Consider the following 26,152-nt stretch of genomic DNA (forward strand, 5'->3'; position numbering starts at 1 on the left):
CGCGCCGCGGCAGGCCCGTTCGTTGCCGGCCTCGAGCGACCTGTCGAAAGTGCATCGGGCTCATGCCGATCGGCCTCTGTCGTGATCGGCATGGCCGTCGTGTTCTTCCCGCGACGGCTTGCGCAAGTCGGATCCTTGCCCCGGTTTCGACAAGCTATTTGCGGGGCACCCCACTAGAATCGCGGCATGCTCGCTCGCGCCCTGATCGTCCTGCTTGTGGTGTTGAACCTCGGCGTTGCCGCCTGGTGGCTGGCACGCGACGAGCCCGCGATCGCTGCCGTCAAAGCGCCCTCCGACGTCGCGCGCCTGCAGCTGTTGCGCGAAAAGGCTCGCGTTGCGCCTGCATCGCCTCCCACCGCGCCTGCATCGCGCGCGACGCCACCGCCGGGGGACACATCGGCCGCCTCGATTGCCGACGTTCCTGCCGCGCCGGATTCCGGCGCCGCGGCCGTCGCGGACGCGGCGACCCGTTGTTACGCGCTCGGGCCGTTTTCGGACGCCGACAAGGTCGCCGCCGCGCGACGCCAGCTGCAGTCGCGCGCCGCGCGCCTGCACGTGCGCGAAGTGGCATCCGCCACGCGTCGCGGCTGGCGCGTGTGGCTGCCGCCGCAGGCCGACCGCGCCGCCGCGCAGGCGCTGGTCGAGCGGATCGCCGCTGCCGGATTCGCCGACTATTTCATCGTCGCCTCGGGCGACGAGGCCAACAGCATCTCGCTCGGCCGGTACGGCAGCGAGCCGACGGCGCGTCGCCGCCAGGCCGCGCTGCAGGCGGCCGGATTCACCGACGTCCGCGCCGAAGCGCTGGGCGACGCCCCGGCCGCGGCCACCTGGATCGATATCGCCGCCGCCGCGCCGCTGGGCGAGGCGGACGCCAGCGCGCTTGGCGCGCAGCGGGTCCTGCCGATCGATTGCGAGACAGTGCCTTCCGCACCGGCCGCGACACGCTAGAATGCCGCCGCAGCGCGGCCTTGCCCGCGCGGCAGCGCCTCGATCGTCCCGGAACATGCCGGCATAGCTCAGTTGGTAGAGCAACCGCCTTGTAAGCGGTAGGTCCCCAGTTCGAATCCGGGTGCCGGCACCACGGTTGTCCTCGGAGCCCGCGCGCACTGCAGCCTGGCTGGCCTGATCCGCCCGACGCCTCTACAGTACGGCCTCCCCATCGCGCGTACGGCCCCGCCGGCCGCAACTGCGGCGGCCGTCGCAGCGCTGGTCGCTTCGACGCATCCTACCGCCCGCGACTCGACACCATGCTGCCGGAGCGCCGGCATCCCAGAACCGGAGCCCGACATGAGCCGCACCTATTCCCCCGTATCGATCTTCGGCGCACCCACCGACGTCGGCGCCGGCAGCCGCGGCAGCCGGATGGGGCCGGAGGCCTTGCGCGTGGCCGGCCTGGTCGAAGCGCTTGCCGCGCGCGGCGTGGACGTCGTCGATCGCGGCAACGTCGAAGGCCCGCGCAATCCCTGGCTGCCGCCGAGGGGCGGCTATCGCCACCTCGACGAGGTCGTGGCCTGGAACCGCGCGGTGCTGGAGGCGTCGACGCGCGAACTCGAGGCCGGGCGCATGCCGATCCTGCTCGGTGGCGACCACTGCCTGGCGGTCGGCTCGATCGCCGCGGTCGCCGCCCACTGCCGCAAGCACGGCAAGCAACTGCGGATCCTGTGGCTCGATGCGCACACCGACTTCAACACGCACGACATCACGCCCTCGGGCAACGTCCACGGAATGCCGGTTGCCTGCCTGTGCGGCATCGGGCCGCAGGCGCTGACCGCGCTGGGCGGACATGTTCCCGAGATCGAACCGGCGCAGATCCGCCAGATCGGCATCCGCTCGGTCGACCAGGAAGAAAAGCGCCTGGTCAAGCAGCACGCGCTCGACATCTACGACATGCGCTACATCGACGAGGTCGGGATGAAGCGGGTGATGGAGGAAGCGCTCGAGGGCGTGGACGAACGCACCCACCTGCACGTGAGTTTCGACGTCGACGTGCTGGATCCTTCGATCGCACCCGGCACCGGCACCAAGGTTCCCGGCGGCATCAATTATCGCGAGGCGCAGCTGATCATGGAAATGATCGCCGACAGCGGGTGCATGGGATCGCTGGACATCGTCGAGGTCAATCCGGTCCTCGACCACGGCAATGCGACCGCGGAGCTGGCCGTGGACCTGGTGGAGAGCCTGTTCGGCAAATCGACGCTGATGCGCGACTAGCACTGGGCGCGAAACGCCGTGTCGTGACGTGGGAAGCCCTGCGCGTTGCCTCGATCCCGGCCACATGCGGCGGACGAGGGCGCTGCCGAACATGATGGGCGACTGACCAGTTTCGCCGAACGGCGTCGTCCGGCATCCGATTGCACGCGGCATTCACACCCCGATGGGGTTTCATTCACGGCGCGGGCCGCAGACTTGCCCCGCGGTCCACCCGTCCGTACAGGAGAGATCCATGAAGCGCATCGTTTCCCTTGCATTGCTCGCACTGTTTTCCATGAACTTCCTCGTTGCCTGCAACACCGTGAAGGGCGCCGGCAAGGACGTGGAAAAGGTCGGCGAAAAGGTCCAGCAATCGGCCGACGACACTGGCGCGACCGATCCTCGCTGATCGCGCTCCGACGTCACGAAGCGGACCGGCTTGCCGGTCCGTTTTTTTTTGCCCGCGATGTGGCCGCTGGCGACAGCAAGTACCGGGTCGGCAAGCTGGCGCGCCATCGATGCGAGTGCGATCGTGGCGCCCACGCAGGCGGACCAATTCGGCATGACGATGGCCTGCGTTCGCCACGGTCATGCGTCATGACTGACCGACGTTTGCCGGCCATTTTCCCGGATCTCCAGGCCTGTTCCTTCGTCAGCAGTTGCAGCCGCAGGCGCCTTGCAAGAATCATCGCAATGCAGGTGCGCCGCCCGGAGCGGCATTCCCGAGGTGGCAGCTAAAACGGATCGGGCACGAATCCGCCCGGGAATGCGCGAGGCACCTGCGCCGTCGATCGGCGTGGCCAGTCGCGCGGCAGGATGCCGAGCGCAGCCAGGCGCCCGGGTGCGTCGTAGCGCAGTTCAAGCACCTGCGCCGGCCGCGCGCTGGCACGCAGGAAGCCGGTGCGTGAAGCCGGTGCCCACTCGCGCTCGCCGTGGCCGGTGCCGACCTGCTGGGGCATGGCGCGTGCGGTCGATGGGGCCGGCGGCGCGATCGCCTCGTCCGCGCTCGCCGCGCGGGCGTATGCATCGGCGCGCGCATGCGGGCGTGCCCGCCGGTCTGCGGCCCCCGGATCGCGAGACCGAAACTCCGGCGCCACCTGCACCTCTTCCGGCCGCTGCTCGCGGAACGTGGCGATGCCGATCACTCCCACGTTGCCGGGTCGGCCAGTGCGCGCGGCGTAGCTGTCGGCAAGGCTGGTGAAGTGGAACTGCGCGACCTCGTCGAGCGACTTGCGCCAGCCATCGATCTCGCTGCTCTGCCAGGGCGCCAGCACGTAGCCGCCCTGGGAAGGATCGGCGTCCTCGCCGGTGACGGCATTCACGCCGTCGACCGACAGCACCACGAGCACGCGCTCGTCGCTGGCGTTGGTCAGGCGGATCGCGTAGCGGTGGCCCGGGACGCCGGCCAGCCAGCGCTCGCCGCGGTGGCGGTATTGCGCCAACACGCGCCCGTCGTCACGGTCGACGACGGCGATCTCCACCAGCGCGCGCGCCGGTGCGGGCAGGCAGGCAACGACGGCGAGCAACGCCGCGCAGCAGGACAGGGAGGTTCGCGACATGGCCGGGCTCCGGAGTGGGGACGATGCCAACGCCCCCGCGTGGCAGACGGGGTTGCCCGGCGGCGAGCGCCGGTTCGAATGCCGGCAGCGGGCTAAAATGGCCGCAACGCTAGCCCCGGCCCCGCCATGACCCCCCGCAAGACCCGCATCCTCACCGGCATCACCACGTCCGGCACGCCCCACCTCGGCAACTACGTCGGCGCGATCCGGCCGGCGGTGGCCGCCTCGCGCGCGCCCGACGCGGAGAGCTTCTACTTCCTCGCCGACCTGCATTCGCTGATCAAGGTGCAGGATCCGGCACGCGTGCAGCGCTCGACCCTGGAGATCGCGGCGTCCTGGCTTGCCTGCGGACTCGATCCGGACGAAGTGTGGTTCTACCGCCAGTCCGACATCCCGGAAATCACCGAGCTGACCTGGATGCTGACCTGCGTGGCCGGCAAGGGCATCCTCAACCGGGCACACGCGTACAAGGCCGCCGTCGACCGCAACCGTGCCGATGGCGAAGACGACGATGCCGGCATCAACGCCGGGCTCTTCATGTACCCGGTGCTGATGTCGGCGGACATCCTGCTGTTCAACGCCGACAAGGTGCCGGTGGGGCGCGACCAGATCCAGCACATCGAGATCGCCCGCGATTTCGGCCAGCGCTTCAACCATGTCTACGGCGAGCCGAACGGAAAGCAGTATTTCCGGCTGCCGGAAGTGGTGATCGAGGAGAACGTGGCAACGCTGCCCGGCCTCGACGGACGCAAGATGTCCAAGAGCTACGACAACACCATCCCGCTGTTCGCCCCGCGGTCCACGCTGCGCAAGCTGATCGCGTCGATCGTCACCGACTCGCGCGCGCCCGGCGAGCCCAAGGATGCCGAAGCGTCGAACGTGTTCCAACTCTACCGGGCGTTCGCGAGCGCGGAGGAAACCGCGGACATGCGACGCGAGTTCGAGCAGGGAATCGGCTGGGGCGACGCCAAGCAGCGCCTGTTCGAGCGCATCGATTCGGAGGTCGCGCCGCTGCGCGAGCGCTACGAAGCGCTGATGGCCGAACCGCACAAGATCGAGCGCCTGCTGCGCGACGGCGCGCAGCGCCTGCGCGAACGCCACGCGTCGCCGCTGCTGCGCGAACTGCGCGCGGCGGTCGGCCTGCGCGACCTGTCGCAGGTCGCGGGCGAGGGGCGCAGGGCGGAAGGGAAGGCCGCCATGCCGCAGTTCAAGCAGTATCGCGAGGACGACGGCCGCTTCGCCTTCAAGCTGGTCGATGCCGATGGCGGGGTGCTGCTGCAGGGCGCCGGCCACGAGTCGGCGCGCGAGGTCGGGCAGCTCGTCGCGCGCCTCAGGCAGGGCGCTGGCGCGGGGCTGCGCGAGGACGCCCGCGCGGTGTGGCTGGACGAGCGCACGGTCGGCGGACTGGCCGAAGGCGCCACGCTGGACGACGTGGTCGCGGCGCTGGCCCGCTTCGCGGAAGACGCACCGTGAACCCGCAGCTCGAACTCAACCTCGGCCTGATCCTGTTTTTGCCCTGGTTCCTGATCCTGGGCGTGCTGTTCTGGCTGTTCCCGCGCCAGCCGCGCCACTTGCTGCGCCGCCTGTTCGACCTGGCCAGCCTGGCGCTGGCGACGGCGGCGTTCCTCGTTTCGCTGCACTGGGCGCACGACTACGCCAACCCGCAGCATGGGCACATGTGGCGGCAGATCCTGGCCACCTCGGTCGGCTACGGGGTGTTCCTCGGCGTGCTGCTGCTCGCCGTGCTGCTGCGCTGGGGGCTGTGGCGCCGGCGCGATAACGCCTGAGGCCACACGCGATGCGTTGACGTGGCGCAGGCTAGGGCCCGTGCCCCGGTCCGTGCGCCGCTTCGCTGGCTGCCGGCCCCGTCTCCATGGCAACGCGCCGGTACAGTTCGTACTCGTCGCGGTCGAGCGGGAAGTGCTGCAGTGCGAACACCGCGGCCGTGCGCTGGTCGCGTTCGATGGCATCGTTGCCGGCCATTTCCAGCAGCGCGTCCTTCAGTCGCGGCGAATGCGCGAGCGTGGCATTCACGCCGGCGATGGCGGCCTGCTGCACCTGCGGTTCCGGATCGAGCATCGCCTCGTACAGCACCGGCTCCATGTCGGCCTGCCGGTCCCACTGGGTGGACTGCAGCACGCTGCTTGCGCGCACGTCCGGGTCGGGGTGGCCGCGCAGGCGTGCCAGGCGCTCGGCGATCGGCGCGGTGTCCTCCACCGGCAGCACCGCCGGCGTGAGCGTGTCGATCAGTTGCCGCAGCATGTCCGGATCGCGCTCGTCGTCGATCTGGCGCAGCAGCAGTTCGCGCACCGGCGCGCGGTCGAGCGAAAACGCCTGCAGCAGCTGCAGGCCATCGCGGCGCGACTGCGGATCCGGGTTGTCGGCCAGGCGCAACGCGAAACCCATGACCTGGTCGTTCGCGGCGCTTTGCAGCACCGCCAGCAGCGCGCCGCGGCGGTCCGGGTCGGTTTCGCCCGCATAGCGGGCCATCAGTTCGCGCAGGTAGGCCGGGTCGCGCAGCGCGCGGGTGCTTTCGCTGCCGAGGTCATCGCCGACCGGCGCTGCCGTGGCGGCACGCCAGGCGCGGACGGAGCGCGATGGCTGCGCGGCACGCGGGACTTCCACCACCGGTGACGGCGCTGCCTCGGCCCCGATCGACGTCCGGGTTCCCGCGAACTGGCTGCCAACCAGCCCGCCGCCGAGCGCGGCGGCGAGCAGGGCCACCAGTACCGTGGGCTGCCGCAGCGCGCCGGGGTGCCGTGCCGGCGCGGCATCGGACTGCGCGGCGGGCATGTCAGCAGTCTGGCGCGACGCGCCCGTCCGAGCCCGTGTACGTGTAGGCATCGGGGATGTAGCGGCCGCTGCCGATCCGGTTCCACAGCTTGCTGGTGCCGTACGTGCCGGTGACCGATTGGCCGTTCTTCTGGCAGTGGATGGACACGGACGCGCCGTCGGCGAGGCTGCCCACGATGGCGTAGCTGGTGCTGGCGCCGGCGCGGACGTTGAGGTTGGCGCCGCTGGTGTTGACCGTGCCGGAAGCCGCGCCGCCGCCGCCGTTGCAGTTCTTGCTGGTATAGGTCTTCTTCGCGTAGTACGGAATCTGCGTGCCGTTCCACCGGATCTTCTGCACCGAGCCGTTGTAGCGTTCTTCGAAGTGCAGGTGCGGCGTGAGGTTGTACTTGGCGCTGGAACGGCCGACGGTGCCGATCTTCTGGCCGCGCTTGACGGTCGCGCCCTTCGACACCGAACGCGAGTTCAGGTGCGCGTATAGCGTCTGCCAGCCACTTCCGTGGTTGATGACGATGTAGTTGCCGTAGCCGGTGGTGGTCGAATAGGCCGACGTGGATACGGTGCCGCCGTAGGCGGCGACCACGGTGTCGCCCAGGTCGGAGTCGGGATTCGGGCCGCGGTTGAGGTCGACGGCGTAGGCAGGGCTGTGACCGCTCCACGTGCTGCCGACCCAGGCCTGGCCGCATGGGAATGGCATCTGGAACTTGGGTGCAGCCTGCGCGGCGACGGCCGCCGTAGCGAAGATGGCGCAGGCGGCAAGCCGGGCCAGGAAACGGTGATGTCGGTTCACGGGTGAATTCCCCTTGCTGGTCGTTGGCCCGCGCTGTCGTCGGCGCGGTGGTGACCGGCGCATGCGCCGGCGGGTCTCGCACTCCCCGATGTGCGCTGCCCGACGCTAGCCGGCGATGCCGGCCAGCGATAGCTGGGGTTCGCCCTTGGACGCGTGGTCACGCGGCGGGTGCCGTTGCGCGTGCGTCGTCCTAGACTGGCGTTATTCCCTCGCTGCGCGGCGCGCCATTCGCATGGATTCCGGTTTCCACGGCATCACCACCATCGACACGGGTTTCGGCGACCGGCCGCAGTTCTGCGCGGCTTATCTGGTCGTGCACGACGGTCGCGCGGCGTTTATCGACTGCGGCAGCAACGACAGCGTGCCGCGGCTGCTGGCCGCGCTCGAGGCGCAGGGCCTGGCGCGCGACGCGGTCGACTGGCTGGTCCTGACCCATGTCCACCTGGACCATGCCGGCGGTGCGGGGACGCTGATGCGTGCGTTGCCCAACGCGAGCCTGGTGGTGCATCCGCGCGGCGCGCCGCACATGATCGATCCGTCGAAGCTGATCGCGGGTGCGACCGTGGTCTACGGCGAGGACCAGTTCGCACGCAGCTACGGCACGCTGCTGCCGGTGCCGCGCGAGCGCGTCGTCGAAGCCGCTGACGGCCATGTCGTCGATCTCGCGGGGCGGGCGCTGCTGTGCGCCGACACGCCGGGACATGCACGCCACCACATCGCCGTGTGGGATGCGGCCAGCCGCAGCTGGTTCAGCGGCGACGTCTTCGGGCTGTCGTATCGCGAGTTCGACACCGCGCAGGGCGCGTTCGTGGTGCCGACGACGTCGCCGGTGCAGTTCGATCCCGATGAGATGCGTGCCTCGGTGCGGCGGATGATGGGCGCCGATCCGGCCGCGGTGTACCTGACGCATTACGGTCGGGTCGAACAGGTGCAGCGGCTGGGCGCCGACCTGCTGGAACAGGTCGACGCGATGGTGGCGCTGGCGCGCGGGCTTGGCGGCGAGGTAGCGCCGCATGCGCGGCTGGTCGAGGCATTGACCGCGCTCTACGTCGAGCGTGCGCGCCTCCACGGCGTGCCGGACGCAGGCGCGCGCGTGCTCGAACTGCTGACGCTGGACATCGAGCTCAACGCGCAGGGGCTGGAAGTCTGGCTGGAGCGGGAACGCGGCCGCGCCTGAGCGCCGGCGACGTCGTGGAAGAAAGCGGGTCTTGCGAAAGCGGCGACCGCCGCCCGCAGGGAACGTTGTTTCGAGCGGCAACAACCCGGCGGCGCGACCATGGCCGCGCCCGCCTTTGGCCGTGGCTCCGAACGCCTATTCCCAGGCGTTGAGATGCGGTCCGAACGGCTCGCGCTGCTGGCGCACCACGCAGAAGCGGTGGCCGCTGGGGGCTTCCATCACCCACCAGCGCTTGCAGAACTCGACCTTCTTCGCGCCAAGCTCCTCCAGGCGCGCGACCTCGGCATCGATGTCGTCGGACTCGATGTCGAGGTGGATGCGGCTGTCGTGCCCGACTTTCTGCAGCAGCAGGATCGGTTCGTCGGTGTCGGTCTCCAGCACGGCGTAGCGGCCGTCGCCGTCCTCGTCGGCCTTGGCGACCGGTTTGCCCAGCGCCTTGCTCCAGAACTCGAGGTGGGGGGCGAGATCGTCGACCTGGCAGTCCAGGACGAATGTCGACAGGCGGCTGTGGTGGGGCATGGGGCGTTCCTCCGTTGGATGGGCCCGCGGGGGCGGGCAGTCTTCCGGCGCGGGCCTCAGGCGGCCTATGGCCAGACGTTCGGCGTGGCACCGCGCTCGGGATGCTTCATCCGCACGACGCAGAAACGCTGGCCGGTCGGCGCCTCCATGATCCACCAGCGCTTGCGGAACTCGATCCTGCGCGCGCCCAGCGCCTCCAGTCGCGCGGCTTCGGCGTCGAGGTCGTCGGTTTCGATGTCCAGGTGCACGCGAGAGGGATGGCGTACCTTCTGCACTTCGATCTGCAGGTCGCCGGGGGCGTTGGAGAATTCGGCGTAGGCGGCGTCGCCTTCCTGGTACGTGTCGGCGACCGCCAGGCCGAGCGCGCCGCCCCAGAACGCGGCGGCTGCGTCGAGGTCGCCGGTTTCGCAATCGATGATGAAACCGGCCAGGCGGCTGCGGTGGGGCATGGGTACTCCGGCTGGTTGCCCGTGCCGGTGGACCTGCAGGCGGCGGTGAAGCCGCAAGCAGATCCCTCGCTACGCTCGGGATGACATGCTGTTCCCGATTACGGATTACGGATTACGGATTACGGATTACGGATTTACTGCGCCAGCGCCAGGTCGTCCAGCATCGCTTTCAGGAAGCGCGCGGCCTCGCCGCCGGTGCAGGCGCGGTGGTCGAAGGTCAGCGACATCGGGATGACCTTGTGCGCCTCGAACCCGCCGACCACCGGGGTGATCTGGTGGCGGCCACGGCCGGCGGCGACGATGGCCACGGTCGGCGGAACCACGATCGGGGTCGCATAGCGGCCGGCGAACATGCCGAAATTCGACAGCGAGATCGTGTGGCCGGACAACTCCGAGGCGGGGATGCTGCGGTCCATCACCTGCGCGCGCAGGCGGTTGACGCCTTCGCGCACGCCGCTTGCGTCGAGCACGTCGGCATTGCGCAGCGCCGGCACGAACAGCCCGTCGTCGGTATCGACCGCGATGCCGATGTCGACGTGCGGGTGCAGGGTGCGCACCAGCTTGTCGCCGTCGAACCAGGCGTTGAGCGCGGGCACGGCCTTGGCGGCCGCGCAGATCGCGCGGATCAGGCGCACGGTGACGTCGTTGCCCGGCGTCCAGGCATGGATGTCGGCGTCGTCGCTGAGCGTGGTCGCCACCACCTTGGCATGCGCGTCGGCCATGACGCGGGCCATGTTGCGGCGCACGCCCTTGAGCTGCTCGGGCTGGCCGGTAGCGGAGACCGACGGCGGCTGGGTGCGCATCGGCTTGCCGGACGCGGAAAGCTGGGTGCGCTGGGCGGCGTCGCGGGCGGGCGCGGGTGCGGCCGCAGGCGTGGGCTTCGCCGCCGGCGCGGTGCCCGCGGAAGCCGCCGTGCCGGATGCCGCGCCGGCCTTGGCCGAACCGTCGGCGGCGGCCTGCTTGACGTCGGCCATCGTGACCACGCCGTCGGCGCCGCTGCCGCGCACGCGCGACAGGTCGACGCGCAGCTTGCGCGCCATCGCGCGCACCGCCGGCATCGCCTTGACGCCGCCGGCCGAAGACGCCTGCTCGCTGCGGATCGCATCGGACGATTCCATCGCCCCGACCACCGTGCCGCTGTCGGCGCGCTCGCCGTCGCCTTGCGCCTGTGGCGCCGGCGCGTCGGTTTCGCTGATCTCGCCGCCCTCGTCGGAAGCGATGACCTTGTCGCCGGGGCCGGGCGCATCGGTACCCGCGCCGCCGTGGTGGTGGCCGGTATCCTGGCCTTCGGCGCGTTGCGGCGCGTTGGGATCGAGTTCGAACTCGGCCAGCATCGTGCCGGTCACGATCACGTCGCCGGCGGCGCCGGCGAGCTTGAGCACCTTTCCGGACACCGGCGACGGCACGTCGACGACGGCCTTGGCCGTTTCCATCGACACCAGGTTGTCGTCAAGGCGGATGGTGTCGCCTTCCTTCACGTACCACTCGACGATCGTCGCGTCCGGAAGGCCTTCGCCGAGGTCGGGGAGCAGGAATTTCTTGTTCGTCATGATGTTTCCTGTGATCGTCCGGGACGGTCATCCCGGACGAAGTGGGGATCTGGTTGTACCGGTGCGGCGGGAAGGATGCCTCGCCGCCGCCCGGGCTGGCGCGATTGCTTCGACTAGCCGGCCGCGATCGCACGCTTGGCGGCGGCGACGATCTTGTCCACGCTCGGCAGGTACTTCATCTCCAGCCGGAACAGCGGGATGTGGGTGTCGTAGCCGGTGACGCGTTCGACCGGGGCGACCAGGTCGTACATCGACTCCTCGGCCAGGCGCGCGGCGATCTCGGCGCCGAAGCCGGCCGTCTTGGCGGCCTCGTGCACGATCACGCAGCGCCCGGTCCTGGCCACCGATTCGGCGATCGTGGCGAAGTCCAGCGGCTTGAGCGTGGCGACGTCGATCACCTCGGCGCTGATGCCTTCGCCCGCCAGCTTGTCGGCGGCCTCCAGCGTTTCCTTGACCTGCGCGCCCCAGGTCACCAGGGTCAGGTCGGTGCCGTCGCGCAGCACGTAGCACACGTCCAGCGGCAGCGCCTCGCCGTCGTCGGCGACCACTTCCTTGTACTGGCGGTAGATGCGCTTGGGCTCCATGAAGATCACCGGATCCGGCTCGCGGATCGCCGCCAGCAGCAGGCCGTAGGCGCGCGCCGGCGAGGAGGGCATCACCACGCGCAGTCCGGGCACGTTGGTGAAGATCGACTCGTTGGCCTCGCTGTGGTGCTCGGGTGCGCGGATGCCGCCGCCCCACGGCACGCGCAGCACCATCGGGCAGCTCAGGCGGCCGCGGGTGCGGTAGCGCATGCGCGCGGCGTGGCAGACGATGAAGTCGACCATCGGATACATGAAGCCGTCGAACTGGGCCTCGGCGACCGGCCGCATGCCTTGCGACGCCATGCCGACGGTGAGCCCGGCGATGGTGGTTTCGTCCAGCGGGGTGTCGAGCACGCGCTCGGTGCCGAACTGCGCCGACAGGCCCGCGGTGGCGCGGAACACGCCGCCGTTGACGCCCACGTCCTCGCCCAGCACCACGACCGATTCGTCGTTGCGCATCTCGTAGGCCATCGCCTGGGTGATCGCCTCGATCAGGGTGATGGCGGCCGGCGTGCCGGCGGCGGCTGCCTTGGCTGCGGCGCTCATGCGCGCTTCTCCAGCGCGATCGCGGCGTCGCGCTGCGCCAGCAGGTCCTGCGGCGGGTCGGCGTAGAGGTAATCGAACATGGCTTCCACCGGCTGCACTGCGGTCTCCAGGTAGGCGTTGATCTCGATGTCCACGAGGCGGCCGCATTCCTCGATCCAGGCCTTCTCCTGCGCCTCGTCCCACAGCTTCTGCGCGGTGAGGTACTTGCGCAGGCGCAGCATCGGTTCGCGGGTCCAGGCGTCCTTGACCTCGTCCTCGCCGCGGTAGCGGCGGGCGTCGTCGGCGGTGGTGTGGTCGTGCAGGCGATAGGTCATGAATTCGATCACGCTGCCGCCTTCGCCCTTGCGCGCGCGTTCGTGTGCGCGGCGCATCGCCTCGAGCACGGCGATCAGGTCGTTGCCGTCCACCTGCAGGCAGTGCAGGCCGCCGGCCAGGCCCTTCTGCGCCAGCGTCTGCGCGCCGGTCTGCGCGGTGCGCGGGACCGAGATCGCCCAGCCGTTGTTGATCACGCACAGCACCAGCGGCAGCTTGTAGGCGCCGGCGGAGTTCAGCGCGGCGTAGAAATCGGTCTTCGACGAGCCGCCGTCGCCGCAGCAGGCCACGGCGACGCGATCCTGCTTGCGCAGCTTGAAGCTCAGCGCCGCGCCCGCGGCCATCAGGCACTGGGTGGAGATCGGCACGCACCACGGATAGTCGTTCTTCGGTCCGGCGAAGTCGTTGCCGCGCTCGTCGCCGCCCCAGTACATCAGCACCTCGCGCGGCTGCACGCCGCGCATGAACTGCGCGCCGTACTCGCGGTAGCTGGGAGCGAACACGTCCTCGGGCCGCATGGACGCGCCGATGCCGACGTGGGTGGCCTCGTGGCCCAGGCTGGCGGCGTAGGTGCCGAGCTTGCCGGTGCGCTGCAGCGCGATCGACTTGGTGTCGAAGGTGCGCACGTACAGCATCTGCTTGAACAGCGGCAGCAGCGCCTTGGCGTCCTTCACCGCCGGCGGCAGCTTGCCGGCCAGCTTGCCGTCGGCGTCGAGGTATTGCAGGTATTCGATTTCGAAACTTGCGGCGATGGTCATCGCATCGGGGTCCTGGTCTTGAGGGGCGGGCCCGGACCGCGCGCGCCCGCGGCGCGCGATGATTCCGGGCGGGTCGAGCCTGGCCGCTGGACCGGCCTGGACTCGGCGTCAGGGGGCGCTTGGCCCCGCGACAGACCGCCGATGATACCTGCTGGCGTGAAAACTCCCGTTGCGCGCTGCGGCAGGAGACGGGGGCGTATGGACGATCGCCTCTGGCCGCGCGCTTGACCCGATCTTGTGGAAGCGACTTCAGCCGCGAGATTTCGAAAGCGGGCGGAAACTCTCATGCCATCCCGGGCAGTGCGAGAACCCAGCCCGCTTACCGACCGGGGGCGGCGCGCCCCGCAGGGCTTGGACGCGAATGTCATCCGGCATCCCAATGTCTTTGCGCCTGAAGGGCGAAGTCGCTGATGCCCCGCTTGACCACCTGCCGCGGGGATGACGGCGTTGATCCAGATTTTCTCGTTGTGCCTTGTAGCGCCGAGAAGACGGAACGCCGGGTGCGGTTGGCTTTGGGCGCGAAATCAAGGAGGAGGCGTCGGCCATCGGTCGACGCCGGGGGACATTCGCGCCCAAAGCAAACCGTAGCCGGCGCAGGCACGCGCATCGGAGAGGTGACAAGAAAAAAGCGCGGCCGGAGCCGCGCTTTCGTCTTGCCCAAGGCCGCCGTTGCTGGCGCCGGCGTTACTGCACGGTGGTGTCGAACGACGCCTGGTTGTCGCCGGGATTGGCGTCGGGCGTCGGCGACGTGGCCGACCCCTGCACCGTGATCACGCCGCCGGCCGGCGTCGGGCGGGCATTGACCTTGACCGCGAAGTCGACGCTTGCGCCCGGTGCCAGCGACGCGGCGGTGCAGGTGAACGTGGTCGAGCGCGGGCCGCCGTTGCTGGCCTTGCTGCAGTGCCAGCCGGCCGGCGCCAGCACCGATGCGGTCGTGGTCATGGTGTTGCCGTCGATCACCAGCCTGGGCTGCGCCGCCGCGACGCTGCCGTTGTTGGCCAGCGTGAATGCGTACTGCGCGTTGAATGCGCTGCGCGGAAGCGTGGCCGGGCCTTCTATCGACAGCGCCAGGTCGGCCGCTGGCGGGACGGTGATCGGAAGCAGCGCGCTGGCGCTGTCATTGGCGGCCACCGGATCGGGCGTCTGCGACTGCACCGCTGCTGCCAGCGCCAGCGTGCTGCCGGCCTGCGCAGCGCTGGCGGTCACGGCGAGCGTGAACGCCTGGGTGGCGCCCGCGGCGAGCGAATCGATCGTGCACGTCACGATCGTCGTGGTGGTCGTCTCGGGCGGACTGCAGGCCCAGCCGGCCGGCACGCCGACGGTGGGTGCGACGGCCTGGTCGAACACCAGCGCCACTGCCGCGAACGCCGCCACATCCGGCCCGGCATTGCCGACGTCGACGGTGAACGTCGCCGTCTCGCCCGGCAGCACGCTGCCCGGCGACACGCTGGCGGCGACGTGCAGGTCGGCCGATTGCGCGGCCTTGAGCCGCAGCAGCAGCAGCGTCGGATCGTGGTCGGACAGGCGCGTGGGCGAGTCGGTCGCGTTGCGCGCGATGGCGGGGAAGTCGGCGTTGATGCGTGCGTGACTGACCGAGAGCGCATCCACGTCGGCCGCTTCCATCAGCGCGGCGTTGGCGAGGATGTGGTCGAGCGACTGCACGTTGCCGTCGAACGCGTACGAATAGCTCACGTCCGGGGTGTTGAGGAACGTCAGGTCGTACAGGTCCGGGTCCACCAGGTCGGCGCCGTCGCCCGGCACCACGGTGGTGTCGTCCGGGCTCGGCAGGCCGGTGACCGTGCCCATCGAATCGCCGTAGCCGTCGTTGAACTCGAAGGCGTTGAAGTCGCCCAGCACCACGATGCGCTCGGCCGGATCGGCGGCCCGGCGCGCCTGGATCATCTCGGCCAGGAACCTGGCCTGCTCCTGCCGCTTGGCGCGCACGCGCACGCCGCCGGCGCTGTCTTCCTCGGCGCCGTTGAGCGAGCGCTGGTGGACCACGATCGCGGTCAGGGGGACGCTGCGACCGTCGGCGAAATGCACGCGGGCCTGCAGCACCAGCGGCGGACGGTCGTTGAGCAGGCTGGTGCCGCCGCCCGGCTCGGTCCACGTGGTGGCCTTGCCGACCTGGGTCACCGCCAGCACCTCGACCCGCGCGATCCCGGCGCCCACCTCGGCGGTCTTGACCAGGAAGCCCACGTCGATGCCGCCGACGTCGTTGCCTTCCTCGAGGTAGGCGACGTACTGCGGGTTCGGCTGGCCGGCGGCCACGGCGTCGTCGTTGACGCGCTGGGCGATGGCCTGCAGCACGGCAAGGCTTTCGATCTCCTCGGTGGCGAGGATGTCGGGTGCGTGCAGGAAATCGCGGATCGCCAGCGACGCCTTGGCAAGCCGGGTCTGGTAGGCGAGCGGGGTGAGGACCGGTTCGCCGATCGCCGGATCGTTGCTGTCGTCGAAGAAGCGTTCCATGTTGAACGTGGCGACGCTGGCGTCGTCCTCGCCCGGATCGAGTGCCGGCGCCGGCAGCTCCACGCCGCTGCAGTCGACCTCGACCGAGGTTTCCGGATAGATCGTGTAGCGGCGGAAGCTGTAATCGAGCGGGCCGGTCGCGCCGGTCACCACGCAGCCGGACATCACGTCGGCGGTGTCGCCGCCCAGCGCGCGGCTGCTGACCGCGACCACTTCGGGGTTGGTGTTCCAGCGCGGCACGCCGGCGGGGCTGCCGGCGGGCAGCGGGTCGGGTTCCTGCACGCCCGACTGGCGGTAGGCGCGCGGCACCCCGGTGACCACGGCGTGGAAGACGCCGTTGCTGGTGGCGGTGGCGTTGGTTTCGTTGACCGAGCCCAGCGTGGGCGTGTTGACGGTCAGGCTGCCAGCGGTGACGCGCATGCCTTCGAGCCGTTCGAGCTGGTCGAAGGCGCCGTCGGGATCCGGGAACGTGACGGTGAGTTCGACCGGGGCCGGCAGGGGGTTGCCCGTCGACACCAAGGTGATGACCGGCGAACCGCCCAGCTCGGTCAGCGGCGGCTGGGTCGGGTCCTGCGAGGGCACGTATTCCTGCACCTCGCCGCGCACCTGCACGCGGTTGCCGACCACGACGTCGGCCGAAGGCGCGGCGCTGGTGAACACGAACACGCCTTCGGAGGTCAGCGGATTGGCGTCGGCTTCCGCATCGGGCATCTGCACGAAGAAGCCGTTGCTGCGCACCGCGGTGACGACGGCGCTGGTGATGACGGTCTGGCCCAGCAGCGGCGAACCCGCGCCCGCGCCCTGGATCGCGTGCACCGGGACCACGTTGAAGTCGTCGCTGAGGATGGTGCCGGTGGCCTGCAGCGAAGCGGGCAGGGCACCGGTGACGTTGGCCACGTCGACGAAGAAGGTCTCGTCGGCTTCGTTGTCGCCGTCGCCAACCACGTCGATGGTCACGCTGGCGCTGTCGTCCCCTTCGGCGATCGACATCGGCGTGGCCGCGAGCGCGGCGTAGTCGCTGCCCGCGGTGGCGGTGCCGTCGCTGGTGGAGATCTCGAAGCCCACGCCGCCCGCGCCGGCCGGCTGGTTCAGGGTCAGGGTGAAGGTGAATGCCGTGGTGCCGCTGTTGCCTTCGGCAAGGCTGACGTCGGCCACCGACATCACCGGCTGGCCGCCGCCCGCGCAGAGGTTCGGGGGCGCAGCGCTGTTGCGCGGCGTCGGTGCGCCGGTGGCGAAGTCGGCGCCGTTGTCGTTCGTGTCGGTGCAGCCGCCGCTGGCGCGCAGCGCGGCGATCGTGTTGCCCAGGCCCGGCGCGGCGTTCGCGCCCTCGGAGCAGTTGGCCGTGCCGTAACCGACGAAGTCGACGTTGCCCACCGGGCAGGTGCCGGCGAGCGCGGCGGTGCTGTTGCTCAGCGCCACCTTGCCGTTGCTGCCGCTCATCGCGATCGTGCCGCTGGCGTCAGGCGTCGGGAGGTCCTGGGTGCCGCCGCTGCCGTCGGCCTGCTTGACCAGGTAATAGCCGCCCGGGGCGATGCTCCCGGACAGCGGCGTGACCTGCCAGCTCGATCCGGAGGACGAGGCGTACTGCACCGACCAGCCGGACAGGCTCACGGCCTGCGTGCCGTTGTTGTGCAGCTCGATGAAGTCGCTCTTGAGCGTCGCGCCGGAATTGCCCCCGCCGCCGTACACCTGGCTCAGCACCACCTGCGCATGCGCGGCGAAAGCGCCGCAGGACAACAGCGAAGCCAGCGCCAGCCGGCGCGCGAACCTGTTCATCGAGATTCCCCTTGTGCGAATGGGCCCTTGCCGATCGGGCGCCCCCCGGCCGCCGCCGCCCGATTGTGCCGCAGCCCGATGGCAGGGGCATGACGCAGCGCGGCGCAACCGCTTTGCGTTAACCTGAACGCATGGGCATCGACAACAACGAACGCGCGCTCGAGGACGGCATCCACGTCGACCTGTCCGGGCGAATGACCTACGCCGGCTACCTGCAGTTGGACCGACTGCTCTCCGCGCAGAACCTGCTCTCGAGCCCGCCTCACCACGACGAGATGCTGTTCATCATCCAGCACCAGACCTCGGAGCTGTGGCTGAAACTGCTGATCCACGAGCTCTCAGCCGCGGTCGGGCACCTGCGTGGCGATCGCGTCTGGCAGTTCGGCAAGGTGGTCGCGCGCTGCAAGCGGGTGCTCGACCAGCTCACCGCGCAGTGGTCGGTGCTCGAGACGCTGACGCCTTCGGAATACATGGAATTCCGCGAGATCCTGGGCCCGTCGTCGGGCTTCCAGTCGCTGCAGTACCGCACGGTCGAGTTCCTGATGGGCAACAAGAACGCGGCGATGCTGAAGGTGTTCGCGCACGAACCCGACGCCGCCGCCGGGCTGCGCGCGGTGCTCGAGGCACCGACCCTGTACGACGAATTCCTGCGATATCTCGCGCGCTGGGGCCATGCGGTGCCCGCTTCGCACCTGGAGCGCGACTGGTCGAAGCCGCACGTGTCGGACCCGGCGCTGCTGCCGGTGTTCGAGCGCATCTACGAGGACACCGGCAACCACTGGCGCGAGTACGCGCTGTGCGAGGACCTGGTGGACCTGGAAACGCAGTTCCAGCTCTGGCGCTTCCGCCACATGCGCACGGTGATGCGGATCATCGGCTTCAAGCGCGGCACCGGGGGTTCCAGCGGCGTCGGGTTCCTGAAACAGGCGCTGGAGCTGACGTTCTTCCCCGAGCTGTTCGAGGTGCGCACCATGATCGGGCGCGCCCCGGAGCCGCTGCCGCCCGCGTGACCTCCGCTCCGGCGAGGCCGGAGAACACTCCCAACGACATGCTGCGCCGCAACATCCGCTGCCGCCGGTTTGACGGCACGCCCGCGCGCCGGTTACACATCGCCGATTCGATCCGACTCCACAGGGGCACCAGATGAGCGCAAACATTCCCAACGCCGCGGAACCGATGGGTCCGCCCGTGGCCGCCCCGGCACGCGGTGGCAGCGGGGCGGAGCCGCCGGAGTTCGGCCAGCTCATGGGCCATCCGCGTCCGCTGTGGATGCTGTTCATGACCGAATTCTGGGAGCGCTTCGCCTTCTACGGCATCCGCTGGGCGCTGGTGCTGTACATCGTGGCCCAGTTCCACGGCGGCGATGCCAGCGGCGAAGCGCCGGCCAACCGTACCTATGGCGCGTACCTGGCGCTGGTCTACGCCGGCGCGATCTTCGGCGGCTACATCGCCGACCGCGTGCTGGGCTACCAGCGTTCGATCCTGACCGGCGCGGCGATCATGTCGGCCGGCCTGTTCCTGATCGCGGTGCCGGACCCGATGATCTTCGAGATCGGCCTGGCCACGATCATCGTCGGCAACGGCCTGTTCAAGCCCAACATCTCGACCATGGTCGGCAAGCTCTACGGGGTGGCCGACGGTCGCCGCGATGCCGGCTTCACGATCTTCTACATGGGTATCAACGCCGGCGCGTTCATCGCCCCGATCCTGACCGGCATCCTCGCCAACCGCGTGTTCGGCACCGAGCTGATGCCGGAATACAAGTACGTGTTCATCGCCTCGGGCTTCGGCATGCTGGTCAGCCTGGTGTGGTTCTGGTTCGGACGCCGCGGCCTCAACGGCATCGGCGCGCCGCCGCCGGGCTCGGGCATGGCGCGGGTGCTGTACGTGATCATCGGCTGCATCCTCGCGATCCCGGTGGTGTATTTCCTGCTGGCCAAGCTCGGCGCCACCGCGCTGGCGTGGATCCTGGGCATCATGTTCATCGCCCTGTCGCTGATGCTGCTGGTCGAGGGGATCAAGGAGGGCAAGGTGCAGCGCGACAAGGTGATCGCGATGCTGATCATCTTCGCGTTCAACGTGCTGTTCTGGATGTTCTTCGAGCAGGCCGGCAGCTCGTTCACCTTCCTCGCCGACAAGATCGTCGACCGCGACCTGTTCGGCGCGGGCGGTTTCGTGTTCCCGAATGCCTGGTTCCAGTCGGTCAACTCGATCGCGATCATCACCCTGGCGCCGATCATTGCGGTGATCTGGGTGTGGCTCGGGCGCAAGAACATCGAGCCGTCGATCCCGCGCAAGTTCGGCCTCGGGCTGATCTTCAACGGCCTGGCATTCGCGCTGCTGATGTTCGCGCTGTCGAGCCTGGTGACCGACGCGGGCAAGATCCCGTTCTGGACGCTGTTCATGGTCTACGTGATCCAGTCGGTCGGCGAGCTGTGCCTGTCGCCGATCGGCCTGTCGATGGTGACCAAGCTGGCGCCGGTGCGGCTGGTCGGCTTCGGCATGGGCGGCTGGTTCCTGTCGACCGGCATCGGCAACAACCTCTCGGGCATCTTTGCCGGCATCGTCAGCGGCGAAAGCGGCATGACCACGCAGTCGGCCCTGAGCGGCTACACCTTCGGTTTCTGGGCGCTGCTCGGCGCTGGCGCGCTGCTGTTCCTGATCGCGCCGCTGATCCAGAAGCTGATGCACGGGGTGAAATAGCGCGGCGGCATCGCGCGACGGAAGGCGGCCTGCGGGCCGCCTTTCTTTTTGCGCCGCGTACGCGATGGCGCGCGTTGAAGCGGCCGTGGCCGCGATGTCTGCGGGGAAGCGATCGCGGCGATGGCGGCTCGCGGGTGCGCCGGTGCCCTTGCGGTCCGGTCCGGTCTAGGTCCCGGCTTCCAGGTGCGGAAGGCCCTGTTCCATCAGGCGGTCGATCAGGCCATCCAGCGTTGCGCGATCTTCCGCGCTCAGATGCGCCAGCAGGCGGCGTTCGCATTCCAGCGCCAGCGGTGCGACCTCGTCATAGATGCGGTAACCGGCCTCGCTCAACGCCAGCACCGAGCGGCGCCGGTCGTCGCCGTGGACTTCGCGTTCCAGCAGCCCGCGCTCCAGCAGCCGGGCGACAGCGCGGCTCACTGCGACCTTATCCATCGCCGTGCGCTCGGCCACGCCGTTGGCCGACAGCTCCGGGAAGCGTCCGAGCACCGCGATCACCCGCCATTCGGTCACCGCCAGGCCGAAGCGTTCGACGTAGGCATTGGCGATGGTCTGGCTGACCCGGTTGGAAAGCACGCTCAGGCGATAGGGCAGGAAGCGCTCGAGTTCGAGCACCGCGTGTCCGGTTGCGGACGCATCCGGTACCGCACGCACCGGCGCAGCTCGCTGCTCCGCCGCGGCGCGCGGCGGCCGGGCGGCGGCGTCATGGAGATCGCTCGACATTGCTGCGTCGCGCCTTGCAAATGGTTTCATCTGAAACTATAACGGCAGACTATCCAAAGCAAGCCGCACCGCCGCACGGCGATCCGGCGACGTCACGAGGAACCCCCATGAGCGCGCAGACGCAGAGCCAGAACCAGGGTCCAAACCTGGGCATGACCGTCACCACGTTCGAGAACCCGATGGGCATCGACGGTTTCGAGTTCGTCGAGTTCGCCGCGCCCGATGGCCACGGCGAGATGCTGCACGACTACTTCGGCAAGATGGGCTTCACCGCGGTACTGCGCCACAGGACGCGGCCGATCACGGTGTATCGCCAGGGCGGCGTCAACTTCCTGGTCAACGAGGATCCCGATTCCTTCGCCGCCGACTTCGCCAGGGCCCACGGCCCCAGTGCCTGCGGCTTCGCGATCCGTTTCAAGAAGCCCGGCGGCGAAGTGCTGGAAACCGTGCTCGGCAACGGCGGCGAGGCGATCGACCACAAACCCGGCAGCAGGGCGGTCGACGCACCGGTGGTCAAGGGCATCGGCGACTGCATGCTGTACCTGGTCGACCGCTATGGCGACAAGGGCAGCGTCTACGGGGACTACCTGCCGATCCAGGGCGCGGAGCAGGATCCGAAGGGATTCGGCCTGACCTTCATCGACCACCTCACCCACAATCTGTACTTCGGCAACATGCAGAAGTGGTCGGACTACTACGAGCGCTTGTTCAACTTCCGCGAGATCCGCTACTTCGACATCAAGGGCGCCAAGACCGGCCTGGTGTCGAAGGCGATGACCGCGCCCGACGGCATCGTGCGCATCCCGCTCAACGAGTCCAACGACCCGAAGAGCCAGATCAACGAATACCTCGACGCGTACAAGGGCGAGGGCATCCAGCACATCGCCTGCTTCACCGACGACATCTACGAAACCGTGGAGAAGATGCGGGCCGAAGGCGTGGAATTCCTCGATACGCCCGAGGCCTATTTCGAGGTGATCGACCAGCGCATCCCCAACCACGGCGAAGACGTGCCGCGGCTGGCGAAGAACAGGATCCTGATCGACGCGGATCCCGAGACCAAGCAGCGCAAGCTGCTGCAGATCTTCACCCAGAACTGCATCGGCCCGATCTTCTTCGAGATCATCCAGCGCAAGGGCAACGAAGGATTCGGCGAAGGCAACTTCCAGGCGCTGTTCGAAAGCATCGAGCGCGACCAGATCAAGCGCGGGGTGCTGTAAGGGGTGAGGGTGCGGCGAAGTGACCATGGTCAACCGCCGCTGCCAACAGCCACGCTCCGGAACGCGTGCAGTTGAGCTTTTAGCTCCCTCTCCCTCCGGGAGAGGGTTGGGGTGAGGGTACGGCGAGTGACGACAGTCAAACCACCGCTGCCAACAACCACGCTCCGCAATGTGCGCCATTTGCGCGGCGACATGACCGATGCGGAACAGAAGCTCTGGCAACGTCTGCGCAGCGGGCAGCTGGAGGGCCTGAAGTTCCGGCGTCAGCATCCGATTCCTCCGTACATTGCCGATTTTTGCTGTGTCGCAAGGAAGCTGATCGTCGAATTGGACGGCTCGCAGCACGACGGCCAGACGGATGCCAAGAGAACCCGTTGTCTCGAAGCACAGGGTTGGAGAATCCTGCGCTTCTGGGACCACGATGCGTTGCAGCAGACAGAAGCGGTGCTCGAAGCAATCTGGAACAGCGTCGGGAAACCGGACCCTCACCCCAACCCCTCTCCCGGCGGGAGAGGGGCTTAAGCGCAGAGCGCCCTGTGCGCGCGGAGCGATTTCATGACCATCGCAAGCAACGGTTACCAATCCGGGTTCGGCAACGAGTTCGCCACCGAGGCCGTGCCCGGCGCGCTGCCCGAAGGCCGCAATTCGCCGCAGAAAGTGGCGCACGGACTCTACGCCGAGCAGCTCTCGGGCACCGCGTTCACCGCGCCGCGTGGGCAGAACCGGCGCAGCTGGCTGTATCGGATCCGGCCTGCGGCGATGCACGGGACGTTCGAGCCGTTCGTGCCCTCGCCAGCTTCGGCGCAGACATTCCACAATCTGTTCGGCCACGAACCGGTCACGCCCGACCAGCTGCGCTGGGATCCGCTGCCGTTGCCCGAGACGCCGACCGATTTCGTCGACGGGCTCTGCACCATGGCCGGCAACGGCTCCCCGGCGGCGCACACCGGGGTTGGCATCCACCTGTACGCCGCCAACCGGTCGATGGACGGCCGCTTCTTCTACGACGCGGACGGTGAACTGCTGATCGTGCCGCAGCAGGGGCGCCTGCTGCTGGCCACCGAACTGGGCGTGCTCGAAGTGGCGCCGCAGGAAATCGCGGTGATCCCGCGCGGCGTGCGCTTCAGCGTCGAGTTGCCGGATGGGCCGTCGCGCGGCTACGTGTGCGAGAACTTCGGCGGCCTGCTGCGGCTGCCGGACCTGGGGCCGATCGGTTCCAACGGCCTGGCCAACCCGCGCGACTTCCTCACCCCGTGCGCGGCGTACGAGGACGTCGAAGGCGACTTCGAGCTGATCGCCAAGTTCCAGGGGCATCTTTGGCGCGCGCCGATCGGCCATTCGCCGCTCGACGTCGTCGCCTGGCATGGCAACTACGCGCCGTACAAGTACGACCTGCGCCGATTCAACGCCATCGGTTCGATCAGCTTCGACCACCCCGATCCGTCGATCTTCACCGTGCTGACCTCGCCCAGCGAGATCCCCGGCACGGCGAACATGGACTTCGCGATCTTCCCGCCGCGCTGGCTGGTGGCGCAGGACACGTTCCGGCCGCCGTGGTTCCACCGCAACGTGGCCAGCGAGTTCATGGGCCTGGTGCATGGCGCCTACGACGCCAAGGCCGAAGGCTTCGCGCCGGGCGGCTGCTCGCTGCACAACTGCATGACCGGGCACGGTCCGGACGCGGCGACGTTCGCGAAGGCGTCGAGCGCCGACCTGTCGAAGCCGGACGTGATTGGCGACACCATGGCCTTCATGTTCGAAACCCGCGCGGTGATCGCCCCCACCCGGCAGGCGATGGACGCCGGTCATCGGCAGCGTGACTACCAGGCGTGCTGGGCGGGACTGCAGAAGCATTTCAGCACACCTGCCTGACGCAGCGGACCGACGTCACATCCCTGTGTGACAGGCCCTCAGCGGCAACGCGACGACGGCGCGCGAAGTTCGCAATGCGTTAACGCCGCATCAACAAGGCTGTGCGCTGCCCTCGCAAGGAGCCCGATGCAATGAAGCCGCTGATGCCCACGATCGCGCTGTTCGCGTTCGCGCTGGCCGCCTGCCAGCCGGAACGCGCGCCCGCCGACGCCGATGCGGTCCAACCAGCCGGCTCGGCCGATGCGATGGCCGACGACCCGGCTGCACCGCCGCCGCTCGACCAGCCACCGCACGACGTGCCTCCGGCCACCGCGCCCGCGCCGGGCGACGCTGCCACTGGCCCCGACGCCGGCCTGGTGCGCATGGACGGCTACGGCGACATGCGCTTCGGCATGACCGCCGACGAGGCGGGGCAGGCCTGGGGCGGCGAGCTCAAGGGCACGCGCGACGAAGGCGCCGGCTGCTACTACCTCACGCCGAAATGGGTGGAGATCCCGTCCGACTTCGCCTTCATGTTCGAGAACGGCAAGTTCGTGCGCTACGACGTGGGCACCGATCGCGAGGTCGCGCCCGGCGGTGGCAAGGTGGGCATGACGGCGGACGACATCCGCGGGCTGTACGCCGATCGCGTGGAGGAGGCGCCGCACAAGTACGTCGAAGGCGGCAAGTACCTGCGCGTCGGCGACAGCAGCGGCGGGCAGGGCACGCTGGTGTTCGCGACCGGAGCGGACGGCAAGGTCACGTCGTGGCGCGTCGGCGTGGCGCCGCAGGTGGATTACGTGGAAGGCTGCAGCTAGACCGTGCCTTCCGTGCATGCGTCGCTCCAGTTGGCCGAGGGCCTTTTCCTCCAAAATGGGAATGACAACTTCCCCTCCTAAGGGATGAGGCTTTCCTCCCCTTTTGAAAAAGGGGGGGGCGAGGGGGATTTGCTTCTGCGATTGATGTCCCGGGGTGCAGGATCAAAAGCAAATCCCCCATACCCCCTTTTCCAAAGGGGGCAACGTCGACATGCTTTCCCGATTCCCGATTCCCGATTCCCGATTCCCGATTCCCGATTCCCGATTCCCGATTCCCGATTCCCGAATCCCGAATCCCGAACCCCGAACCCCGAATCCCGAATCCCGAATCCCGAATCCCGAACCCCGAATCCCGAACCCCGAATCCCGAATCCCGATTAGAATCGACGCACATCCACGGTCGGGGGTCGCGCCATGTTCGAGGCAGTCGGGTTGTTCGTGCTCGGTCTGGTCCTGCTCGCCCTCGGCGGCGATTCGATCGTCAAGGGGACATCGGGGCTTGCGCAGCGTTTCGGCGTGTCGCCGTTCGTGGCCGGGCTGCTGCTGGTCGCATTCGGCACTTCGCTGCCGGAACTGGCGGTCAACGCGCGCGCGGTGTTTACCGGCAGCCAGGCGCTGGCGCTGGGCAATGCGGTAGGCAGCAACGTCGTCAACGTCGGCCTGACCCTGGGCGCGGCCGCGATTGCGGCTCCGCTGCTGGTGCGCTGGCGCGCGCTGGCGTCGCTGCTGCTGTGCCTGATGCTCGCGACCGTGGCGGTGATGGCGGCGGGCTGGGACGGCGTGCTCAGCCGCTTCGAAGGCGTGCTGCTGCTGGTCGCTTTCGTCGCCGTGCTGGCCGCGTGCATCGCCCGCAGCCGCAGGGAGAAGCCGGAACTGCAAGATGCGATCGCCGCGTTCGCGCGGACCAGCAACGGACTTGTGCAGAACCTGCTGCGTTTCGCGATCGCGATCGTGCTGCTGTACTTCGGCGCCCGCTGGGTGGTGCAGTCGGCGCCGGTGATCGGACTGGCGCTGGGCATGGCGCCGCTGCTCAGCGGCCTGCTGGTGGTTGCGATCGGCACCGCGCTGCCCGAAGTCGCCGCCGCGGTCGCCGCGGCGCGACGCGGCCAGGGCGACATGGTCGCCGGCCACGTGATCGGATCGAGCCTGTTCAACCTGCTGGTGGTGCTTGGTGGCATGGCGGTGGTGCGCGACGTGCCGGTGCCGACCTCGTTCGTGCGCTTCGAGCTGCCGGCGGCGCTGGTGTTCGCGGTGATGCTCTATCCGATGCTGCGCGGCGACCTGCGCGTGAGCAGGACCGAGGGCGGCATCCTGCTGGTGGCTTTCGCGGCATGGGTCGCGTTCGAGCTGTTCCTCGTCCACGCGGGCTGA

Annotated in this window: 22 protein-coding genes, 1 tRNA gene and 1 pseudogene; 14 read left to right on the forward strand and 10 right to left on the reverse strand. The window is 69.1% G+C overall.

From position 1 onward, the window contains the following. Window positions 1-186: 186 nt before the first annotated feature. From ACFOM9_RS00385 to ACFOM9_RS00400, 4 genes are all read left to right on the forward strand, one after another. The gene (locus ACFOM9_RS00385) at window positions 187-948 is read left to right on the forward strand and encodes an SPOR domain-containing protein (protein ID WP_386705234.1); all 762 of its coding nucleotides are present in this window, start codon (window positions 187-189) and stop codon (window positions 946-948) included. 57 nt (window positions 949-1,005) lie between these two features. After that, window positions 1,006-1,081, forward strand: a tRNA-Thr gene (locus ACFOM9_RS00390). A 206-nt stretch (window positions 1,082-1,287) separates the two neighbouring features. After that, window positions 1,288-2,211, forward strand: a complete 924-nt coding sequence (rocF, locus tag ACFOM9_RS00395; protein WP_386705235.1) for an arginase — start codon at window positions 1,288-1,290, stop codon at window positions 2,209-2,211. Between the two features lie 232 nt (window positions 2,212-2,443). Continuing rightward, on the forward strand, window positions 2,444-2,599 hold the full coding sequence (locus ACFOM9_RS00400) for an entericidin A/B family lipoprotein (protein WP_051176351.1): 156 nt from the start codon (window positions 2,444-2,446) through the stop codon (window positions 2,597-2,599). Window positions 2,600-2,924: 325 nt separating this feature from the next. Here the strand turns inward: ACFOM9_RS00400 and ACFOM9_RS00405 are convergent, their stop codons facing one another. Next, entirely contained in the window at window positions 2,925-3,749 is an 825-nt protein-coding gene (locus ACFOM9_RS00405) for a hypothetical protein (protein ID WP_386705236.1), read from the reverse strand. A 126-nt stretch (window positions 3,750-3,875) separates the two neighbouring features. On the opposite strand from ACFOM9_RS00405, the pseudogene ACFOM9_RS00410 reads away from it, so the two are divergent. Both ACFOM9_RS00410 and ACFOM9_RS00415 read left to right on the forward strand, forming a co-directional pair. Next, window positions 3,876-5,099 (forward strand): annotated as a pseudogene (locus ACFOM9_RS00410) (tryptophan--tRNA ligase); the annotation flags it as partial. 119 nt (window positions 5,100-5,218) lie between these two features. Next, complete coding sequence (locus tag ACFOM9_RS00415) at window positions 5,219-5,536, forward strand: hypothetical protein (protein ID WP_386705237.1); 318 nt, start codon at window positions 5,219-5,221, stop codon at window positions 5,534-5,536. Between the two features lie 31 nt (window positions 5,537-5,567). On the opposite strand, the gene ACFOM9_RS00420 is transcribed toward ACFOM9_RS00415, so the two are convergent. Continuing rightward, window positions 5,568-6,542 carry a HEAT repeat domain-containing protein gene (locus ACFOM9_RS00420; RefSeq protein WP_386705238.1) on the reverse strand — a complete coding sequence of 325 codons (975 nt, stop codon included), beginning with the start codon at window positions 6,540-6,542 and terminating at the stop codon, window positions 5,568-5,570. 1 nt (window position 6,543) lies between these two features. After that, entirely contained in the window at window positions 6,544-7,329 is a 786-nt protein-coding gene (locus ACFOM9_RS00425; RefSeq protein WP_386705239.1) for a peptidoglycan DD-metalloendopeptidase family protein, read from the reverse strand. A gap of 232 nt (window positions 7,330-7,561) precedes the next feature. Here ACFOM9_RS00425 and ACFOM9_RS00430 point away from each other — a divergent pair, with 232 nt between their 5' ends. After that, window positions 7,562-8,506 (forward strand): MBL fold metallo-hydrolase, encoded by a 945-nt coding sequence (locus ACFOM9_RS00430; RefSeq protein ID WP_386705240.1) that lies wholly within the window; start codon window positions 7,562-7,564, stop codon window positions 8,504-8,506. Window positions 8,507-8,641: 135 nt separating this feature from the next. On the opposite strand, the gene ACFOM9_RS00435 is transcribed toward ACFOM9_RS00430, so the two are convergent. From ACFOM9_RS00435 to ACFOM9_RS00460, 6 genes are all read right to left on the reverse strand, one after another. Then, window positions 8,642-9,025, reverse strand: a complete 384-nt coding sequence (locus tag ACFOM9_RS00435) for a VOC family protein (protein WP_386705241.1) — start codon at window positions 9,023-9,025, stop codon at window positions 8,642-8,644. A gap of 65 nt (window positions 9,026-9,090) precedes the next feature. Next, window positions 9,091-9,474, reverse strand: coding sequence for a VOC family protein (locus ACFOM9_RS00440; protein ID WP_386705242.1), 384 nt, complete (start codon window positions 9,472-9,474; stop codon window positions 9,091-9,093). 134 nt (window positions 9,475-9,608) lie between these two features. Beyond that, a complete protein-coding gene (locus ACFOM9_RS00445) occupies window positions 9,609-11,024 on the reverse strand; it encodes a dihydrolipoamide acetyltransferase family protein (RefSeq protein ID WP_386705243.1) in 1,416 nt (471 codons plus the stop codon). A 113-nt stretch (window positions 11,025-11,137) separates the two neighbouring features. Continuing rightward, the gene (locus ACFOM9_RS00450; protein ID WP_386705244.1) at window positions 11,138-12,154 is read right to left on the reverse strand and encodes an alpha-ketoacid dehydrogenase subunit beta; all 1,017 of its coding nucleotides are present in this window, start codon (window positions 12,152-12,154) and stop codon (window positions 11,138-11,140) included. Continuing rightward, complete coding sequence (gene pdhA, locus ACFOM9_RS00455; protein WP_386705245.1) at window positions 12,151-13,224, reverse strand: pyruvate dehydrogenase (acetyl-transferring) E1 component subunit alpha; 1,074 nt, start codon at window positions 13,222-13,224, stop codon at window positions 12,151-12,153. The genes ACFOM9_RS00450 and pdhA overlap by 4 nt, the downstream gene beginning before the upstream one ends. Before the next feature lie 684 nt (window positions 13,225-13,908). Next, window positions 13,909-17,469 (reverse strand): lamin tail domain-containing protein, encoded by a 3,561-nt coding sequence (locus tag ACFOM9_RS00460; RefSeq protein ID WP_386705246.1) that lies wholly within the window; start codon window positions 17,467-17,469, stop codon window positions 13,909-13,911. 131 nt (window positions 17,470-17,600) lie between these two features. On the opposite strand from ACFOM9_RS00460, the gene ACFOM9_RS00465 reads away from it, so the two are divergent. Beyond that, complete coding sequence (locus ACFOM9_RS00465; RefSeq protein ID WP_386705247.1) at window positions 17,601-18,479, forward strand: tryptophan 2,3-dioxygenase; 879 nt, start codon at window positions 17,601-17,603, stop codon at window positions 18,477-18,479. A gap of 166 nt (window positions 18,480-18,645) precedes the next feature. Next, on the forward strand, window positions 18,646-20,172 hold the full coding sequence (locus ACFOM9_RS00470) for a peptide MFS transporter (RefSeq protein WP_386707191.1): 1,527 nt from the start codon (window positions 18,646-18,648) through the stop codon (window positions 20,170-20,172). A 165-nt stretch (window positions 20,173-20,337) separates the two neighbouring features. Here the strand turns inward: ACFOM9_RS00470 and ACFOM9_RS00475 are convergent, their stop codons facing one another. Continuing rightward, on the reverse strand, window positions 20,338-20,892 hold the full coding sequence (locus ACFOM9_RS00475; protein ID WP_386705248.1) for a MarR family winged helix-turn-helix transcriptional regulator: 555 nt from the start codon (window positions 20,890-20,892) through the stop codon (window positions 20,338-20,340). 107 nt (window positions 20,893-20,999) lie between these two features. Between ACFOM9_RS00475 and hppD the strand changes: the two genes are divergently transcribed. From hppD to ACFOM9_RS00500, 5 genes are all read left to right on the forward strand, one after another. Then, a complete protein-coding gene (hppD, locus tag ACFOM9_RS00480; RefSeq protein ID WP_386705249.1) occupies window positions 21,000-22,112 on the forward strand; it encodes a 4-hydroxyphenylpyruvate dioxygenase in 1,113 nt (370 codons plus the stop codon). A gap of 126 nt (window positions 22,113-22,238) precedes the next feature. Further along, window positions 22,239-22,634, forward strand: coding sequence for an endonuclease domain-containing protein (locus ACFOM9_RS00485; RefSeq protein ID WP_386705250.1), 396 nt, complete (start codon window positions 22,239-22,241; stop codon window positions 22,632-22,634). Between the two features lie 33 nt (window positions 22,635-22,667). Continuing rightward, window positions 22,668-23,984: a homogentisate 1,2-dioxygenase gene (gene hmgA, locus ACFOM9_RS00490; RefSeq protein WP_386705251.1), complete on the forward strand. Its 1,317-nt coding sequence runs from the start codon at window positions 22,668-22,670 to the stop codon at window positions 23,982-23,984. 245 nt (window positions 23,985-24,229) lie between these two features. After that, window positions 24,230-24,781 carry a lectin gene (locus ACFOM9_RS00495; protein ID WP_386707194.1) on the forward strand — a complete coding sequence of 184 codons (552 nt, stop codon included), beginning with the start codon at window positions 24,230-24,232 and terminating at the stop codon, window positions 24,779-24,781. A 414-nt stretch (window positions 24,782-25,195) separates the two neighbouring features. Beyond that, window positions 25,196-26,152 (forward strand): calcium/sodium antiporter, encoded by a 957-nt coding sequence (locus ACFOM9_RS00500; protein WP_386705252.1) that lies wholly within the window; start codon window positions 25,196-25,198, stop codon window positions 26,150-26,152.

Origin of the sequence: Luteimonas notoginsengisoli, from assembly GCF_042648885.1 — a bacterium.
Taxonomy (GTDB): Bacteria; Pseudomonadota; Gammaproteobacteria; order Xanthomonadales; family Xanthomonadaceae; genus Luteimonas; species Luteimonas notoginsengisoli.